Below are 18307 nucleotides of genomic sequence, written 5' to 3' on the forward strand. Positions count from 1 at the left end.
GCCGCACTGACAACCGGGCGATCAAGGCCGGGGCGAGGGACGCGATCAAGACGGGTGCACGGCCGGTGACACGGTGAGTGAAGTGACCGTCGGAGGCATCGATGATGCGGTCAGTGATCATGGCTGGTGCAGCGGGTTCGGAACGGTGCCGTGCACGGCGGCGTGCGGGCGCTGGGGGCGGTCACGGTAGCCGTCCAGGTGCAGTCGGTTGCGGTTGAGGCACAGCCGCTCGATACGCGGAGTGAGCAGGTCGAACGTTTCGTAGCGTTCCTTCAGCTCCGGGAAGAGCCTGTGGTGACGGAGGATCTCCGCCCGGACGAGCGACCAGAACTCGGCCTCCGGAACGCCCAGTTGCGCCTCGCAGAGCGGGGCCAGAAAGCGGAAGACACCGACGAAGAGCCCGGAGTGGATGAACTGCGTGAGGAAGGCGGCCGGTTCCGTGAGCAGAACGGCCCGTACGTCGTCCGGCATGGAGGCGTGCTCGGGCAGCCGCTCGGCGCTGACGTTCACGTCGTCCACGAAGTCCTTCACCGCGAGTCGGACGGGTACGTCGTGGTCGTCGAAGACAACGATCGCGTTCTCGCCATGGGGGCTGAACACAGTGCCGTAGCGGTAGAGGAAGTGCAGCAGGGGCGGCAGCAGCGCGGCGAAGAGACAGCGCAGCCAGATCCGCGGGGCCAGGCCCGAGCGTTCGACGAGCTCCGCCGTGAAGGCCCGGCCGTCGGGGTCGGTGTGCAGGAGAGCGGCCAGAGTGCGGGCGCGTTCACCGGGCGCCAGATGGCGGCAGAGCGGCTCACGCCAGATCGCGCCGAGCAACTCCTTGTACTGGTACGGGACTTCCGGAAGCGTGTCGTACACGGGGTGCCCGACCGTGACGGAAGCGACCTCGCCGAGGAGGATCACCCCGCAGGTGTCGCGCAGGAAGGGGTCCGCGTCGCGCAAGCCGTGCATCCAGGCGGTGACGGCGGGTGCCGCGAGAGTGCGCTCCGTCGGGAGGCCGCGCCACACCAGGGTGTTGAGGACGGACAGCGGCAGTTTGACGGTGTGCCGGTCCGGGCGTGAGGTGTTGAGGAAGGTACGGACCGACTGCTGGGGCAGGCGTAAATCGGCGTCCGGGGGCAGCGGAACGATGGCGCCTGCGGCGACCGAGGGCGCGAAGAGCGGCAGCACGACGTCGTTCCACTGCCAGGGGTGCACGGGCAGGTAGAGGTACGACTCCGGCGTGAGCCCGCGCGCGCGTAGTGCGACGTCGTAGGACTCCCTGGTTGTGGGATCGAGCTCGCGCGCGTAGAGCTCGTCCGCGGTCTCCAGGCCCGCGACGCCCCGGTATGTGGCCAGCGAGGTGTGCACCGCGATCCACGGCAGGGCCGTCCCTCTGCGACCCTCGGGTGCCCAGTGGGCGGCGTCCGTGGCGGAGAAGCCGAGGCGGCCTTTGTTGAGGACGATCCAGGGGTGGCCCGTCTGATGGCCTTCCAGCTCGGCGTATCCGAGGTCGGCGAGCCGGGCTGCCGGCAGCGCTGTGTGGTCGAGGCGCGCGTCCGCCGCGAGTGTGGTGGTCAGTTCCCTGATGACGTGCCCGAGGGTGGCTCCGTCGAGCCCGAGGGTGGCGCGGGCACGGGTGAGGAAGTCGAGGGGGTCGGGGTGTAGGAGTGTGAGGGTTGCGGTCCCGCGGTCTCGCCTGGCGCTCCGCCTGCCTCGGTCAAGGTGAGGGAGGACGGATCGACCTGCCAGCTGTCGTACGCGCCGCGGCGGGCCCGGAAGGCGATGGTGCCGCCGGCGTCGAGGCGGAGGGTGTACAAACGCTCGTCGTCGGCTCCTGCAGCGGGCGGCGAATCGTCTCCTCTGGGCTCCGGGGCTCCGACCGGTGCCGTGACCTCGGGAGCACAGGTGGCCGCCACGGCCTCACCGGAGCGGTTCCCGTCCGCCTCGGGTACCAGGATCTCCTCGTGCGCGAACTCCCCGATCATCTTTGCGAGCAGGCGGCGCCCCGCTCTTTCCCATCGCTCCGGGCTCAGTTCGGGCGGGTCGTAGAGCCACGACGGCCCTCCGGGAGTCGGGGCGGCGGACGGGTTCGGCACGGGGACTCCTCGACTGGGAACCTGATCGGGGCGAGCGGTGTACTAAAAGTGACGGCGCTACAACAGATCGCGCAGGGCCCGGTCCCGGACCATGAGGGCTGCCTTCTTGTCGGGCAGATCGACTTCGGCGGAGAACCGGAAGCCGGCACTGAGAAAGGCGGACACGGAGGGGATGTTGCGGAGGTCGGGTTCAGCGATGACGCGTGCGCATGAGGGACGACGGTCGAGGACGAGATCGGAGACGGCTCTGAGCAGAGTCGTGCCGAGCCCACGCCCGCGATTGGCGACACCACCGATGAGGAGGTGGATACCGGTGTCGTGAAGGCGCGCGGGGTAGTGGCGGGCCAGGGGGTCGAGATCCGCCCGGTAGATCTCCCAATAGCTCATCGGCGTGCCGTCCAGCACACCGAGACATGGGACGCTGCGCCCGTCGCCGCCGAGCTGGGCGCGCAGGTGGTCCTCGGTCGCCGTCCCGGGTCCGGAGAGCTCCCAGAAGGCGGCCACGGCAGGGTCGTTCATCCAGCGGCTGATGAGCGGAAGGTCTCGGTCGAGGTCTACGGGGACCAAGTGGAAGACACCCGCGGCGGTGGCTGTCGGCCCCCAGTCACCGACGTGGTCGAGCAGGTCGTCACCGGCCGGGGCGACCGGGGCGGGCCACGCTGTGCCCGGCGCCGAGGCATACGCCGTGCCCACCGTGCTCCGGCCCCCGCCGTTCCGCTCTGCCCGTTCCGCGGCTCCCCGGGCCGTTTCGGCCTGCGCTCCCCCGGCCGCCTCGCCCCTCGCTTCCTCGGCCTTCCCGGCGAAGAGCGCGAGGAGTTCGTCGGGCAGGCGCAGATCGAGGGTGTCCTCGGTGTCCGCACCGGGACCCGTGTCGCTGCCGGCGGTGGTGTAGGGGGCGGTACCGGCGTCGGTGCTCGCATCGGTGGGAGGCACGGCGACGCTCCTCTCAGGAGACGGGGTGGGTCATGTTCCTCAGGAATGAAGGGGGTTGGCGATGGTGACGTAGACGGACTGGGTGTCGACCGGACCGACGAGTTCGTCGAGGCCGTGCAGCCGGGTCAGCAGGTTGGCCTTGCAGCGCAGAACGGGTGAGTCGAGCAGTTGGGCAGGCAGGGAGGTACGCAGCCGGGCGGGCCCCGAGGCGACGTCGGCGAGGAATCGTCGGAAGGCTGCGAGCAGCAGCCGTTCGTCGGCGAGGCGCTGGGAGCCGAAGGCTCCGATGAGGCCGAGCACGTTGTTGATGCCGAGGTAGTAGGCGAAGCGCTCGTCGGTGACCTCGTCGGAGACGAAGGTGTCGCTCTGTTCGCCGATGCCGGGAAGGCGCTTGTCCAGTTCCGCGCGCCGGGACTCGCGGAAGTAGTAGCCCTGGTTGTCGCGGTAGCGGCCGCCCGTGGGCCACCCTTCCTGGTCCAGCAGGAGCAGGGTGTTCTGTTGGTGGGCCTCCAGCGCGATGCCCGCCTCGCTGTCCAGCCAGAGGACGGGGCGGACGACCTGCTCCAGGTAGCGCAGGAACCACTCGGCGGCGACGGCACCGCGTGGCCGGCCTGTGCGGCCGGCGAGCCGGGTGACGATCTCGGTGAGCCTGGCCCGTGTCGTGGTCCGGCTCTGCTCGGGATGCTGCTGTCCGGTGGGCTGCGCCTGGGGCCTGGGCGAGACGAGTCCGGCGACACAGGAGACGTCGTCCGTCAGCGTGAACGGATTGTGGCGGATCATCACGTCGAGGCCGGACACGGGGTTGCCGTCCGGATCGTTCACTGCGAGCCAGGCCGGGTCGCGGACGATGTCGAAGCCCGGGTGGACGGCCTGCCACTGCTCGGCGAGGCCTCCGCGCAGCAGCCGGTGGACCTCGACACCGCGGTGAAGCTCCTTGCGGAGGTTCTCCCGGCGGGAGTTGGTGATCCGCAGGCCCAGCGACAGCTTCAGCATCGCGGGGGCGCCGGAGCGGTAGAGAGTGCGTACGGAGGAGGTGGGGTGCCAGGGGGAGCCATGGGGACCGAGGTCCAGGAGCAGTCCGGCGTCCAGAAGTTTCGCCGTATCCGGGCGGTGGCGGATCTCGCGGACCTGCCAGGGGTGCATCGGCAGCGCAGCGCATCCGTCGGGCAACCGCAGTCCGGCACCGGCGAGCCGGGGCGTGAGCTGCTCTGCGGGCACCAGGCGGCCTCGCTCGGTCCAGGCCGAGTCGGTGGCGAGCGCGGAGGGGGCGACGGCCATCCAGTGCAGAGGGAAGGAGCCGCGCAACTCGGGTGAGTAGAGGCGGGTTTCGGCCCCGGAGAGTCCCTCGCGGCTCTTCGGAGTGGGGTGCAGCGGGTGGCCGAGCAGCAGCGCCTGCTCGGCCGAGAGGAAGAGGTCGGGGCCGTCGGCGGGGTTCTCCCTGCGGTCCGTGATGAAGAGGACGGTCCGCCGTACGGAGTCGGCGACGCGGCCGACCAGGTCACCGCCGTCGGCCGAGGCGTGGGACTGGGCGGGAGTGTCCGTGGTGTCGGAGGCGGGGGACTCGGCAGGAGTGTCCGCGGCGTCGGAGGCGTGGGGCTCAGCAGGAGTGTCCGTCTCGTCGGACGCACTTGGCTCGGCGGGTGCGCCCGGGGCGATGAGGGCGGTCGGCTGGGTGGGAGCGCCGGTCGTCGGGGTCTCGCGTCCCAGGAGGGCCGCGAGGGTGACCGCGTCCGTGGGAGGTGCCTGGTCGGGGGCGTCGGAGAGGTAGGGAGGGCCGAGGCGGTGCCATCCCGTGGGAGACCAGTAGTGGACGGGAACGACTAGGGCTGTGCCGCTCGCGGGGAGGGGGATGCGGAGGGTGCCGTCGTCGGGGGCGGCGAGGTCGTGCTCGCGTACCCAGCAGCGCAGCAGGTTCTCGATGGCGGCGGCCTGGGCCGCGGTGTGCGGATCGGGGTGTTCCAGCAGGTCGGTGGTGGCCCCGCGCAGCCGTTCGGACTCCTGGGACCCGGTCTTCTGCCTGGGGACCGATTCGGCCCCCGACCCGAGCGGGGCCTGTGTGCCGCGCCCTCCTCGCTCGTGGGTGTAGGGGTGGCCGTCGGGTGCGGGGATGGCGTTCAAGAGGCTTCCTCGGGGGTGGTTCAGGTTCGTGCGGCGACGAACCGGGGCTGTTCCGGCGTGCGTTGGACCCTTGCTGTTCCTGGTCGATGCGGGTGCGGGTGCGGGTGTCGTCCGGTTTCAGGGGTGCGGGGCTGGATTCGGGGGTGCGAGGTGGAGGAGGCAGTTCCGGTGGTGCCTCGCGGGTGTCACCGGAGGACGACATCTCCGGGGCCCCACTGCCGAGCCGTCCAGTGGGCCGGCTGCTATCCGGATCGCTCGCCCCGTTGGGTGTGCTCGGCGCCTTGGGCGTGCCCGACCGTTTGGGTGCGCCCGGTCGCTGTCCGCCGGGGACTCTCGGCCTCCGTGCCGGCGTGGGCCTTGGCGACCTCCGCCACCGCGTCCGCCAGCCGGTTGAGCACCACGCTCGCCTGTTCGTCGCTGATCGTGAGCGGTGGAAGCAGGCGCACCACACTGGAGTTCCGTCCGCCGAGCTCCACGATCAGTCCGCGGCGCAGGCACTCCCGCTGGACGGCGGCCGCCAGTTCGGGGGCCGCGGGAGGCGGCCCGCTGGGGGACGACGGCGGCTTCTCGGGGTCCACGAGTTCGACGCCGATCATCAGCCCCCGGCCGCGCACGTCACCGACACAGCCGAAGTCGTCAGCGAGGCTCTGGAGTTGGGTGATCATGCGGGTGCCCAGAGCCGCGGCCCGGTCGGCGAGGCCGTTCTCACGGACGTACGCGAGAGTCGCGGCGCCGGCGGCCATGGCGAGCTGGTTGCCGCGGAACGTGCCCGCGTGGGCGCCCGGTTCCCACGTGTCGAGGCCCTCGCGGTAGACGACGACCGCCAGTGGCAGGCTGCCGCCGATGGCCTTGGAGAGGACCATCACGTCGGGTGTGATGCCGCTGTGCTCCACCGCCCAGAAGGCACCGGTGCGTCCGACTCCCGTCTGGATCTCGTCGGCGATCAGCGGGATGGAGCGCGCCGAGGTGATCTCCCGCATCCGCCGCATCCAGTCGTCGCGGGCCGGAATCACTCCGCCCTCGCCCTGCACCGGTTCCAGGATCATCCCGGCGGGGCTCGGCACCCCGGACTTGGTGTCGTCGAGGATGGACTCGGTCCAGCGCGCGGCGAGTTCGGCACCCGGCTCGCCGCCGACGCCGAACGGACAGCGGTAGCCCTGCGGATAGGGCAGGCGCGCGACACGTACGTCGGACGCGCCCCCGGATGCCGCGAGCGCCCCCGCGGTCATCCCGTGGTATGCGCCGGCGAAGGCGAGAATCCCGCTGCGGCCGGTCGCGGCGCGCACCAGCTTCAGGGCGGCCTCCACGGCGTCCGTACCGGCGGGCCCGCAGAACTGCACGCGCGCGTGGTCGGCGAGACCGGGCGGCAGCGTGCGGAACAGCTCGGTGGTGAAGGCGTCCTTGACGGGCGTGGCCAGGTCGAGGACCTGCAGCGGCGCCCCGGAGTCGAGGACCTTCCTGATGGCTTCCAGTACGACCGGGTGGTTGTGGCCGAGGGCCAGCGTCCCGGCGCCCGAGAGGCAGTCGAGGTAGCGGTTCCCGTCGGCTCCCTCGATCGTCAGGCCTCGCGCGCGGACGGGGACGATCGGAAGCGCGCGTGCGTAGGTGCGCGCTGCGGATTCGCGCGCCGCCTGGCGCCGCAGGATCCCCTCGTGCGCCGCGCGCGCCCCGCCGTTCTCCGGTGTCGCGCGCGCCCCCGCGGCCTCGGGCACCGCGGGCGCCGTCTCGGGCGCAGACTCGGTCACAGCCACGTCTGTCGGTCCTCCCGCTGTCCAGAAGAGGCGAGTTGCTCGGCCGCCCGGTGGGAGGCGACAGGGAATGAACGCAGCCGGAACGTCCCCCGTACGTACCAACGACGAGGACCGCGAGGGGCAACGGTGGGGCGAAGATCCTTGCCGTGACGGAACCGTTGCGGTTCCGTCGGAAGTCCCCCACAGCAACGGCATAGTCTGTGGTGCCGTTCAGCGAATTACCGCTGATCAGCACCCGCGGTCCACGTCGGACACATCCGGGTCACCGGATCCGTACGAAGTCCCATGTGGCAGCACAGAGTTGTTCGTTCACCTCCAGGGGGAGTCACACCATGCGACCCATACGCCCGCTCTTCACCGCCCGTCGAGGGAGGAGCTCGCGCCGCAGAACCTCCCCCATGCTGGCCGCGGTCGGACTGGCCACCGCGCTGGCGCTGACCGCCACCGCCTGCGGTTCGGAAGAGGACACCAACGCGGGCGCGGAGGCGTCGGCGTCAGCGGCCGGCGACGGCAAGATCAAGATCCCGGACAACATCAAGGACAGGCTCAAAGAGCACGGGATCGACATCGACCAGTGGAAGGGCGGCGCCTGGAAGAACTGGGACAAGGACGACTGGCTGCGCGAGGCCGGGGACTACATCAACCCGATCATCAAGGACCTGTGGGACCCGGACCGAATGCGCGAGGCCGAGGACCCGGACCAGGGCAAGGGCGTCGACGAGAACGACCTCTCGGGTGACCAGGGCGTGACCGACCCGGAGCCTGCGCCCGTGGAGGCAAAGTCCGTCCCGGCGGCGTACCACGAGAACGCACCCGAGACGGGCAAGGTGTTCTTCGACTCCCCCGAGGGCACCATGGTCTGCTCGGCGACCGTGGTCGAGGACCCGGCCCACCCGGGCAAGTCCAACCTCGTGTGGACCGCGGGCCACTGTGTGCACGCCGGCAAGAAGGGCGGCTGGTACCGCAACATCGCCTTCGTGCCGTCGTACAACAACGACGCCATGTCGGCGGCGGAGCTCGCGACCGCCACCAAGGAAGAGGTCGCTCCGTACGGTCTCTGGTGGGCCGACTGGGCCCAGACCTCGGACCAGTGGATCGAGCAGGGTGGCGCGACGGGCGGCGACGGCGCCTCGTACGACTTCGCGGTCATTCATGTGACGCCGGAGAAGGGCAGCGGGGGCAAGTCCCTTGAGGAGACCGTCGGTTCGGCGCTCCCGGTGGACTTCAACGCTCCGGCCGTCTCGGAGGTCGGGGACATCACCGCGACCGGCTACCCGGCGGCGAAGCCCTTCGACGGGGAGACCATGTTCCAGTGCGCGGACAAGCCGGGCCGGCTCTCGATCGCCGAGTCCCAGCCGACGATGTACCGCATCGGCTGCACCATGACCGGCGGTTCGTCGGGCGGCGGCTGGGTCGCGGCGGGTTCGGACGGCAAGCCGGCGCTGGTGTCCAACACCTCGATCGGCCCGGTGACCGCGGGCTGGCTCGCGGGCCCGCACCTGGGCACGGAGGCCAAGGGGATCTACGACGCGGTGAGCAAGAAGTTCGCGGCGCAGCAGTAGCGCCGCGACCGTAGCGGCGTAGCAGTACAGCAAGCAGCGCCACAGGGACGGACGGCGGCAGGGTGGGCCTCACGGAAACCTTCACCGCCTGGCCGCCGTTCGTCCTCGACTCCCCGGGCATAGTGGGGTGTCGCGGTGACACGGGCTCCGCGGAGAGCCTTCTTCGCGCTCTTCGCGCCTGACCCGCAGACGAAAGCTGCACGTTCAATCGGGGGTAACAACATCATGCGTTCCACACGTCCGTCCTTCTCGGGGATGCGCGGGCGACGCCGCGTCCTCGCCGCCGCCGGGCTGGCAGCGGCTCTGACGCTCACCGCCACCGCCTGTGAGTCGGGCGACGACAACGCCGCCGACAAGCCGGCCGCCACCGGCTCGGGAGCCTCCGGCGGCGACAAGATCGAAATTCCGGCCGACATCGCCGACAAGCTCAAGGAGCGCGGCATCGATGTCGACGACTGGAAGGACGGCGAATGGAAGAACTGGGACAAGGACAAGTGGCTCACTGAGGCCGAGGACTTCGTCAACCCGGTGATCGAGGGCCTCTGGAAGCCCGAGCGGATGAAGTCCGCCAAGGACCCGGACAAGACGATCTCCGCGAAGGACGCCTCGGCCGACCAGGGCGTGAGCGACCCGGCTCCGGCCCCGGTCACCGCGACGCGGGAAGAGACCCCATATCACGACAACGCCGCCCCGGTCGGGAAGGTCTTCTTCGACTCCCCCGAGGGCTCGATGGTCTGCTCCGGCACGGTCGTCAAGGACCCGCGCAACCCGGGGAAGTCCAACCTCGTGTGGACCGCCGGCCACTGTGTCCACGCGGGCGGTGGCGGCGGCTGGTACCGCAACATCGCCTTCGTGCCCGCCTACAACGACCTCGGCAAGTCCGAGGCCGAGCTGGCCGACGCGACACAGCAGGAGATCTCCCCGTACGGCCAGTACTGGGCGGACTGGGCGTCCACCTCGAACGAGTGGATCCAGGGCGGCTCGGAGTCGGGCGGCGCGGGTGCCGCGTACGACTACGCGGTGCTGCACGTGAAGCCGGAGTCGGGCTCCAAGTCCCTCGAGGAGACCGTCGGTACGGCGCTGGACGTGGACTTCTCCACCCCCGCCGCGGCGGACGCGGGCACGATGGGCGCCTGGGGTTACCCGGCGGCGCCGCCGTACAACGGTCTGATCATGCACAAGTGCGTCGACCGGCCGGGCCGCCTCTCGCTCAGCCCGAGCCTGCCGACGATGTACCGCATCGGCTGCACCATGACCGGCGGTTCGTCGGGCGGCGGCTGGTTCCGGGTCGTCGGCGGCAAGACCGTGCTCGTCTCGAACACCTCGATCGGCCCGACCGACAACACCTGGCTCGCGGGACCGCAGCTGGGCCAGGGCGCCAAGACGCTCTTCGACAACATGAGCAAGGAGTACGGCGACAAGTAGGCGCCGTACGCACGCCGGGGCGGAGCGGTGGGCGCGGCGGGCCTGCTGCGCCCACCGCTCCGGCCCACGGCATCCGCGCCACGACTACGGCGAAGGCCCGTCCCCTCTGGCAGGGGGCGGGCCTTCGCCGTTTTCGATCAGAGCAGACCGATCAGACAGCCGGCACCGGAACGTACGCCTGCAGCTCCGCCGCCAGTTCCTCGTGCACCCGCACCTTGAGCAGGGTGCCCTCCGGGGTGTGCTCCTCGGAGATCACCTCACCCTCGGAGTGGGCGCGCGCGACCAGCCGGCCGAGCGTGTACGGGACGAGCGCCTCGATCTCGACCGAGGGGTGCGGCAGTTCGATGTCGATGAGCGCGAGCAGCTCGGCGATCCCCCGGCCCGTACGGGCCGAGACGGCGATGGACCGCTTCTCGTTCCGCATGAGCCGCTGGAGCACCAGCGGGTCGGCCGCGTCCGCCTTGTTGATCACCACGATCTCGGGCACCTTGGTCGCGCCCACGTCGCGGACAACCTCGCGCACGGCGGCCAGCTGCTCCTCCGGCGCCGGGTGCGAACCGTCCACCACGTGCAGGATCAGGTCGGCGTCGCCGACCTCCTCCATCGTGGAGCGGAACGCCTCGACGAGGTGGTGCGGCAGGTGCCGGACGAAGCCGACGGTGTCCGCGAGTGTGTAGATCCGCCCACTGGGCGTCTCGGCGCGGCGCACGGTCGGGTCGAGGGTGGCGAACAGCTCGTTCTGCACCAGCACGCCCGCGCCCGTGAGGCGGTTGAGCAGCGAGGACTTGCCGGCATTGGTGTAGCCGGCGATCGCCACCGAGGGCACCTTGTTGCGACGGCGCTCCTGGCGCTTGATCTCGCGGCCGGTCTTCATGTCCGCGATCTCCCGGCGCATCTTCGCCATCTTCTCGCGGATGCGACGCCGGTCGGTCTCGATCTTGGTCTCACCGGGACCACGGGTGGCGAGGCCGCCGCCCTTGCCGCCGCCCATCTGACGGGACAGAGACTGACCCCAGCCTCGCAGCCTCGGCAGCATGTACTGCATCTGCGCGAGCGCGACCTGCGCCTTGCCCTCGCGGGACTTGGCGTGCTGGGCGAAGATGTCGAGGATCAGGGCCGTACGGTCGATGACCTTGACCTTGACGACGTCTTCGAGGTGGATCAGCTGGCCCGGCGAGAGCTCACCGTCACAGATGACGGTGTCCGCGCCGGTCTCCAGCACGATGTCCCGCAGCTCGTGGGCCTTGCCTGAGCCGATGTAGGTGGCCGCGTCGGGCTTGTCGCGGCGCTGGATGACGCCGTCGAGCACGAGCGCGCCCGCCGTCTCGGCGAGGGCGGCCAGCTCCGCGAGGGAGTTCTCCGAATCGGTCGCGGTCCCGGAGGTCCACACACCGACGAGCACCACGCGCTCCAGGCGGAGCTGTCGGTACTCGACCTCGGTGACGTCCTCGAGCTCGGTGGAGAGGCCCGCGACGCGACGCAGTGCCGCACGCTCGGAGCGGTCGAACTGGTCGCCGTCCCGGTCTCCGTCGACCTCGTGGCTCCAGGCGACGTCCTCTTCCATCAGGGCATCGGCCCGAAGACCGTCGGGGTAGTTCTGCGCGAAGCTCTGCGTGTCCTGGGAAGGGGAAGAAGAGGAGGTCATTGGGTCCTTACGTCGATGGGGATACCTGTGGGACGACGGACTTCCGTCCGACATTCACGACAACGTCCGGGGCCGCCGGGAGATTCCCGTCCGGATTCCGGAGGGCCGTGCCGCCGACCCGGAGTGGCGTCGACGTGAAGATGTTCGCACGGCACGGCCCGTCTCGTCACCGAGTTTTCTGGGGCTATCGCTTGGGCTTGGCGGGCTTCTCGGCGGGCTTCTCGCTGCGCCAGTCGGGGTGGCCCGGCATGGGCGGGGTCTTCTCCCCGTAGAGCCATGCCTCGAAGAATCCGCTCAGATCACGGGCCGCGATGCCCGAGGCGAGGCGCGTGAAGTCCGCGGTGTCCGCGACCCCGTCGTGGTGGATGCTCACCCAGGTCCGCTCCAGCTGCTCGAAGGAGCGGCGGCCGATCTCCTCGCGGAGCGCGTACAGGACCAGGGCGCTGCCGTCGTAGACGTTCGGGCGGAAGATGCTGAGCTTCTCGCCGGGAGCGGCCCCCTTGGGCGCGGCGGGCGGGCCTCCCGTGGCACGCCAGGTGTCGGAGGCCCGGTAGGCGGCGCGCATCCGTGCCTCCATGGGCTTGTCGGCCTTCTCCTCGGCATAGAGGGCCTCGTACCAGGTGGCGTGGCCTTCGTTGAGCCACAGGTCGGACCAGGTGCGCGGGGAGACGCTGTCGCCGAACCACTGGTGCGCCAGTTCGTGCACCATGATCGCCTCGACGTACCACTTCGGGTACTCGGGCCGCGTGAAGAGCTCCTTCTCGAAGAGGGAGAGCGTCTGTGTCTCCAGCTCGAACCCGGTGCGGGCCTCGGCGATCAGCAGCCCGTACGTCTCGAAGGGGTAGTCACCGACCTTCTCCTGCATCCAGTCGATCTGGTCGGGTGTCTTCTTGAGCCACGGTTCCAGCGCCTCGCGGTCCTTGGTGGGCACCACGTCGCGTACGGGCAGGCCGTCCGGCCCGCTCCGGTGCAGCACGGAGGAGCGGCCGATGGAGACCTGGGCCAGCTCGGTGGCCATGGGGTGCTCGGTCCGGTACGTCCAGGTGGTCGCCGCGTCGCGGCGGTTCACACCCAGGGGCAGCCCGTTGGCGACGGCCGTGTAGCCGTTGGGTGCGGTGACCCGGATCGTGAACAGGGCCTTGTCCGAGGGGTGGTCGTTGCTCGGGAAGACCCGGTGGCCGGCGTCGGCCTGGTTGGCCATCGCGAGGCCGTCCTCGGTCCGCACCCAGCCGCTGTCCTGGTCCTTGGTCGACACGGGGTTGCTGTCGTGGTGCACGGTGATCCGCATCCGGACGCCGGGCAGCAGCGGCTCCGCGGGCGTGACCACCAGGTCCTCCCCGGAGCTCCGGAACTCCGCCGGCTCGCCATTGACCTCGACGGATCGCACCGTTCCGTGCGAGTAGTCAAGATTGACCTGCTCCAGCCAGTCTGTCGTCCTGGCCACGATCGTGGTGACGGCCGGCAGCGGCTTGCTGTTGCTGCCGGGATAGATGAAGGAGAGGTCGTACGACGTGACGTCGTACCCGGGGTTGCCCAGGTGCGGGAAGAGCCGGTCGCCGATGCCGAGCGGGGGTGGGGCGGGGGCGCTCGCGGCGATGAGGCAGACGGAGGCGGCGGAGGCGAGGAACGCCGTACGGAGCCGTCGGGGGGCCTTCTGGCGTGGGGTCCCGGTACGGGGCGTGGTCCTGGGGATGCGCAGCATGGACCACGGCTATCAGCGACCGCCCGCCCTACGGCGACGACTCGCGCCGAACCCACCCGAACGGGCGCTTTCCGCCGAGTCGCTGCTCTACGGAGTTGTCGTCTGGTGCTGCGCGCGGCCCACGTCGAAGACACCCGGGACGTTGCGCATCGCCCGCATCAGCACGGGAAGGTGGGCGGCGTCCGGAAGTTGGAGCGTGTAGGTGTGGCGCACGCGCTGCTGGCTGGGCGGTTCGACGGTCGCCGAGACGATGTCGACGCCCTCCAGGGCGATGGCCTCGGTGAGGTCGGCGAGCAGGTGGGGCCGTCCGAAGGACTCGACGAAGAGCGTGACGCGGCACTCCGATGTGTCGCCCCAGCGCACTCCGACCTCCGTGCGCCCGAGGTCCTTCATGCGGGTCGCGCCCGCGCACTCGGCGCGGTGCACGGTCACCACTCCGCCGCGTACGGCGAAGCCCGTGATGTCGTCGGGCGGCACGGGCGTACAACAGCCCGCGAGGCGTACGGTCGCGCCGGGCTGGTCGACGACGACGTCCGCGGCGGCCGGGCGCGCGGCCGGCGCGTCCGCGGACGGACGGCGGGTCGTGGCGGGAGCCTCGGGCGGCGTCGCGGGCGACGGGTGCGCGGCCAGCCAGCGGGTGATGGCGATCCGCGCGACGGGCGTGTGCGCGTGCTCCAGCCACTCCCTGGAGGGCTCGGAGGCCGCGTCCTGGCCCATGAGCAGTTGCACGGTGTCGCCGTCGCTCAGGACCGTACTGAGCCTCACCAGGCGGCCGTTGACGCGCGCGCCGATGCAGGCGTGCGCGTCCTCGCCGTACTGGGCGTACGCGGCGTCGACGCAACTGGCGCCCGCGGGCAGCCCGAGCGTGCCGCCGTCGGGCCGGTAGACGGTGATCTCCCGGTCCTGGGCGAGGTCCTCGCGGAGCGTCGACCAGAACGTGTCGGGGTCGGGGGCCGCCTCCTGCCAGTCGAGGAGGCGGGAGAGCCAGCCGGGACGGGTCGGGTCGGCGCGCTCGCCGTCCACCGCGTCGCCGACGCGTGTCCCGTCGCCGTCCGTCTGCTCCTCCGAAGGAGGAGCGTAGGGATTGCCGAGCGCGATGACGCCGGCCTCGGCGACCTTGTGCATCTGGTGCGTACGGATGAGGACTTCGGCGACCTGGCCGTCGGTGCGGGCGACCGCGGTGTGCAGCGACTGGTACAGGTTGAACTTGGGGACGGCGATGAAGTCCTTGAACTCCGAGACCACGGGCGTGAGACAGGTGTGCAGTTCACCGAGGACCCCGTAACAGTCGGCGTCCTCGTTCACGAGCACCAGGAGGCGTCCGAAGTCGGAGCCGCGCATCTCGCCGCGCTTGCGCGAGACTCGGTGCACGGAGACGAAGTGCCGTGGCCGGATGAGGACTTCGGCCTGCAGACCGGCCTCCCGCAGAACCACCCGCACCTCTTCGGCGATCTCCTCCAGGGGATCGTCGGCGCGCGAGGCGTTGTTGACGATGAGTTCGCGGGTGTGGGCGTACTCCTCGGGGTGCAGGATCGCGAAGACGAGATCCTCCAGCTCGGTCTTCAGGGCCTGCACGCCCAGGCGTTCGGCGAGCGGGATCAGCACGTCCCTCGTCACCTTGGCGATGCGTGCCTGTTTCTCGGGGCGCATCACACCGAGGGTGCGCATGTTGTGCAGCCGGTCGGCGAGCTTGATCGACATCACGCGTACGTCGCTGCCGGTGGCGACGAGCATCTTGCGGAACGTCTCGGGCTCGGCGGCCGCCCCGTAGTCGACCTTCTCCAGTTTGGTCACGCCGTCGACGAGATAGCGGACCTCCTCGCCGAACTCCTCACGCACCTGATCGAGCGTCACTTCCGTGTCCTCGACGGTGTCGTGGAGCAGAGACGCCGTCAAAGTCGTGGTCTCCGCGCCGAGTTCGGCGAGGATCAGGGTCACGGCGAGCGGGTGCGTGATGTACGGCTCGCCGCTCTTGCGCATCTGGCCGCGGTGCGAGGACTCGGCGAGGACGTACGCGCGGCGCAGCGGGTCCAGGTCGGCGTCGGGGTGGTAGGCGCGATGGGCCTCGACCACGTGACCGATCGCGTCGGGCAGCCGACCGCGGACCGCGGGTCCCAGGAGGGCGGCCCGGCCGAGGCGCCGCAGGTCGATCCGGGGGCGGCTTCTCCTGCGCTGTGCCCCGGGCGTCGTGGGGCCGGGCGTCGCGGGGTTCGTGGCCTCCGCACTCATGGGCACCTCCGGCTGCGTGGACCGGCGGACGGGGTGCCCCATGGCGTACTGCGCGGCTCTGGGGATGGCGTCGTTCCCCCGTCCGGGCCGGTGCTTGATGCTACCGAGCCCACCACGCCCGGCTGACCGCCTCTCGCCGAGCGTGAAACGGATCACCCATTCGAGCGAAGGTTCAGGGGGTCGCGGTTTCGAGCCATCCGGCGTCGATCTCACCCTCTGCGACGATCACCGCGGGCCCGGTCATCTCGATCTCGCCGTCGGCCCGCTCGGTGATCACCAGGCGCCCGCCGGGCACATCGACCGTGTACGTCGCCGGTGTGCCGGTCACCGCAGGGTCGGCGCCGTCCCTGCGCGCCGCCGCCACGGCCACGGCGCACGCGCCCGTGCCGCACGACCGGGTCTCGCCGGAGCCTCGCTCGTGGACACGCAGAGCGACGTGACGAAGACCACGGTCGACGACGAACTCGACGTTCACGCCGTCCGGGTACGCGGAGGCGGGGCTGAACGGCGGCGCGGTGTACAGATCTCCGGCGTGGTCGAGGTCCTCCACGAAGGCGACGGCGTGGGGGTTGCCCATGTTGACGTTGCGCGCAGGCCAGCTGCGCTCGCCGACGCTCACGGTGACGTCCCCTTCGGGGAGGAGCGCCTTGCCCATGCCGACGGTGATGTCGCCCTCCTTGGCGATGTGCACCGTCTTGACGCCTCCGCGCGTGGCGACGGCGATGTCACCTTCGGCCACATGTCCGGCGCGCTGGAGATAGTGGGCGAACACACGCACTCCGTTGCCGCACATCTCCGCGATCGAGCCGTCGCCGTTGCGGTAGTCCATGAACCATTCCGCTTCGGCTGCCATCGCCCGGGCCTCGGGGTGCGCCGCGGACCGTACGACGTGCAGCAGACCGTCCCCGCCGATGCCCGCGCGGCGGTCGCACAGGGCGGCGACGGCGGCCGGGGGCAGGTCGATGACGTTCTCGGGGTCGGGGATGATCACGAAGTCGTTCTCGGTCCCGTGCCCCTTGAGGAAGGCGATCCGCGTGCTCATTCCTCGATCGTAAAGGGTCGGTGCGACAACCCGGCCGAGCGGTCCGGCAGCCGGACCACACCGGACCCCGGCCAGGACCGCACGCGCAGGGCATGCCCCAGGGGGCTCAGCGCAGCCGGGCCACGCGCCACACGGCGAGCACCACGACCGCGGCGACGACCACGGCGTACGCGATGGCGACCCGCCAGTCCGGACGGCGGCCGGAGCCGCGCTGCGGAAGGCCGGGCCACGTGTAACCCACACGGCGGGCGGCCATCATGCCCCAGCCTGCGGCACAGGAGCAGATCAGCAGGCCGAGCATGGCGATCATGGCCCCGCTGTCGCCGAAGTCGAAGGCGAGCGGGAAGGCGAACATCAGGGAGCCGAGTGCGGCGAGGCTCACGATGGGCGCGAGCTGCCAGATGCGCATGCGGCGCTGCGGGCGAAGCTCGACCTCGACCTCGGGCCCCGGGAACATCTCGTCGGGCTCGGGACCGTCGGCGGTGACCCCGCCGGCGATCTCGTCGGGCCCGTCCGGGCTCAGTCGGTCCTCATCGGGGTCCTGCTGCTCCTGTGCGGTGTCGTGCGCCCCGCCGGTGGCGGTGCCTTGTTCCGCGCCTTGTGCGGTGTCGCGAGGGCCGGCCTCCATCGCCACGCGCCCTCCCAACTCGGACTCCACTTGGTCGATCGAAGCTCGATGATGGCACGGCCTCGGAGACCGGGATGACGGCCGGAGCGTCCCGATGCCAGGACGTGATCAGGCTGTGACCGGTCGTTCGACCAACGCCAGCGCGAGCTGCGGAAGTTCTGTGAGATCCGCCGCAGCCCCACTCAGCCAATGCACCCGTGGATCGCGTCTGAACCAGGAATCCTGACGGCGCGCGAAGCGCTTGGTGGCACGTACGGTCTCGGCACGTGCCTCGTCCTCAGTGCACTCCCCCGCGAGCGCCGCGAGCACCTGCTGGTAGCCGAGGGCACGCGACGCCGTACGCCCCTCGCGCAACCCTTGCGCCTCCAGTGCGCGCACTTCCTCGACGAGGCCGGCCTCCCACATGCGGTCCACCCGCAGGGCGATGCGGTCGTCGAGCTCGGGGCGCGCCACGTCGACGCCGATCTGCACGGTGTCGTAGACGGAGTCGTGGCCGGGGAGGTTGGCGGTGAAGGGCTTCCCAGTGATCTCGATGACCTCAAGAGCACGGACGATCCGGCGGCCGTTGCTGGGCAGGATCGCGTGGGCGGCCTCCGGGTCGGCGACGGCCAGCCGGGCGTGCAGCGCGCCGGAGCCACGCAGGGTGAGCTCCTCCTCCAGGCGGGCCCGTACCTCGGGGTCGGTGCCGGGGAACTCCAGGTTGTCGACGGCCCCCCGGACGTACAGTCCGGAGCCGCCGACGAGGATCGGCCAGCGGCCCTCGGTGAGGAGTGCGTCGATGCGGTCGCGCGCGAGGCGCTGATACTCGGCGACGCTCGCCGTGACCGTCACGTCCCAGATGTCCAGGAGGTGGTGCGGGATGCCGCCCCGTTCCTCGGGCGTCAGCTTGGCGGTACCGACGTCCATCCCCCGGTAGAGCTGCATCGAGTCGGCGTTGACGACCTCACCGCCCAGGCGCTGGGCCAGATGGACGCCGAGATCGGACTTTCCCGCCGCGGTGGGACCGACGACGGCGATGACCCGCGGGGCGGGGGCAGGACTACTCACCGCAACAGTCTCGCAAACCTCGGGGCCTCTTCTCGAACGAGCTACGTGACGGCGCGGGGCCAAGGTCGTTGCCTGTTGCGAGGTTCCAGCCGCCGGTCGTGAGGGCCGGTGACCCGGGCGACGCAGTGGGACGCACCGGGCAACGCG

The 18307-nt window shown here is 70.8% G+C and carries 11 protein-coding genes and 1 pseudogene; 2 read left to right on the forward strand and 10 right to left on the reverse strand.

Annotated features, from left to right (window positions below):
* Positions 1-117 precede the first annotated feature (117 nt).
* The 4 genes and pseudogenes from QF035_RS15825 to QF035_RS15840 form a co-directional block, all read right to left on the reverse strand.
* A pseudogene (locus QF035_RS15825) lies at positions 118-2078 on the reverse strand (IucA/IucC family protein).
* 57 nt (positions 2079-2135) lie between these two features.
* Entirely contained in the window at positions 2136-3011 is an 876-nt protein-coding gene (locus QF035_RS15830; protein ID WP_307520982.1) for a GNAT family N-acetyltransferase, read from the reverse strand.
* Positions 3012-3050: 39 nt separating this feature from the next.
* On the reverse strand, positions 3051-5129 hold the full coding sequence (locus QF035_RS15835; RefSeq protein ID WP_373466662.1) for an IucA/IucC family protein: 2079 nt from the start codon (positions 5127-5129) through the stop codon (positions 3051-3053).
* A 242-nt stretch (positions 5130-5371) separates the two neighbouring features.
* Complete coding sequence (locus QF035_RS15840) at positions 5372-6880, reverse strand: diaminobutyrate--2-oxoglutarate transaminase family protein (RefSeq protein WP_373466663.1); 1509 nt, start codon at positions 6878-6880, stop codon at positions 5372-5374.
* Between the two features lie 332 nt (positions 6881-7212).
* Here QF035_RS15840 and QF035_RS15845 point away from each other — a divergent pair, with 332 nt between their 5' ends.
* Both QF035_RS15845 and QF035_RS15850 read left to right on the forward strand, forming a co-directional pair.
* Positions 7213-8442 carry a trypsin-like serine peptidase gene (locus QF035_RS15845; RefSeq protein WP_307520983.1) on the forward strand — a complete coding sequence of 410 codons (1230 nt, stop codon included), beginning with the start codon at positions 7213-7215 and terminating at the stop codon, positions 8440-8442.
* A 225-nt stretch (positions 8443-8667) separates the two neighbouring features.
* Positions 8668-9867, forward strand: coding sequence for a trypsin-like serine peptidase (locus tag QF035_RS15850; RefSeq protein ID WP_307520984.1), 1200 nt, complete (start codon positions 8668-8670; stop codon positions 9865-9867).
* A 151-nt stretch (positions 9868-10018) separates the two neighbouring features.
* Here the strand turns inward: QF035_RS15850 and hflX are convergent, their stop codons facing one another.
* From hflX to miaA, 6 genes are all read right to left on the reverse strand, one after another.
* Positions 10019-11512 (reverse strand): GTPase HflX, encoded by a 1494-nt coding sequence (hflX, locus tag QF035_RS15855; RefSeq protein WP_307520985.1) that lies wholly within the window; start codon positions 11510-11512, stop codon positions 10019-10021.
* Between the two features lie 184 nt (positions 11513-11696).
* Positions 11697-13214 carry a M1 family metallopeptidase gene (locus QF035_RS15860; RefSeq protein ID WP_307520986.1) on the reverse strand — a complete coding sequence of 506 codons (1518 nt, stop codon included), beginning with the start codon at positions 13212-13214 and terminating at the stop codon, positions 11697-11699.
* A gap of 87 nt (positions 13215-13301) precedes the next feature.
* Entirely contained in the window at positions 13302-15443 is a 2142-nt protein-coding gene (locus QF035_RS15865) for a RelA/SpoT family protein (protein WP_307520987.1), read from the reverse strand.
* 172 nt (positions 15444-15615) lie between these two features.
* Positions 15616-16485 carry a diaminopimelate epimerase gene (gene dapF, locus QF035_RS15870; protein ID WP_307520988.1) on the reverse strand — a complete coding sequence of 290 codons (870 nt, stop codon included), beginning with the start codon at positions 16483-16485 and terminating at the stop codon, positions 15616-15618.
* 106 nt (positions 16486-16591) lie between these two features.
* Positions 16592-17113 (reverse strand): hypothetical protein, encoded by a 522-nt coding sequence (locus tag QF035_RS15875; protein ID WP_269650904.1) that lies wholly within the window; start codon positions 17111-17113, stop codon positions 16592-16594.
* A gap of 108 nt (positions 17114-17221) precedes the next feature.
* Entirely contained in the window at positions 17222-18160 is a 939-nt protein-coding gene (gene miaA, locus QF035_RS15880; RefSeq protein ID WP_307520989.1) for a tRNA (adenosine(37)-N6)-dimethylallyltransferase MiaA, read from the reverse strand.
* Positions 18161-18307 lie beyond the last annotated feature (147 nt).

Origin of the sequence: Streptomyces umbrinus (genome assembly GCF_030817415.1) — a bacterium.
In the GTDB taxonomy this organism is placed as follows: domain Bacteria; phylum Actinomycetota; class Actinomycetes; order Streptomycetales; family Streptomycetaceae; genus Streptomyces; species Streptomyces umbrinus_A.

Bases quoted from the DNA above. Each gene is read 5' to 3' on its own strand.
- QF035_RS15845 (WP_307520983.1), top strand. From the start codon at position 7,213: ATGCGACCCATACGCCCGCTCTTCACCGCCCGTCGAGGGAGGAGCTCG.
- QF035_RS15850 (WP_307520984.1), top strand. From the start codon at position 8,668: ATGCGTTCCACACGTCCGTCCTTCTCGGGGATGCGCGGGCGACGCCGC.
- hflX (WP_307520985.1), bottom strand. From the start codon at position 11,512: ATGACCTCCTCTTCTTCCCCTTCCCAGGACACGCAGAGCTTCGCGCAG.
- QF035_RS15860 (WP_307520986.1), bottom strand. From the start codon at position 13,214: ATGCTGCGCATCCCCAGGACCACGCCCCGTACCGGGACCCCACGCCAG.
- QF035_RS15865 (WP_307520987.1), bottom strand. From the start codon at position 15,443: ATGAGTGCGGAGGCCACGAACCCCGCGACGCCCGGCCCCACGACGCCC.
- dapF (WP_307520988.1), bottom strand. From the start codon at position 16,485: ATGAGCACGCGGATCGCCTTCCTCAAGGGGCACGGGACCGAGAACGAC.
- QF035_RS15875 (WP_269650904.1), bottom strand. From the start codon at position 17,113: ATGGAGGCCGGCCCTCGCGACACCGCACAAGGCGCGGAACAAGGCACC.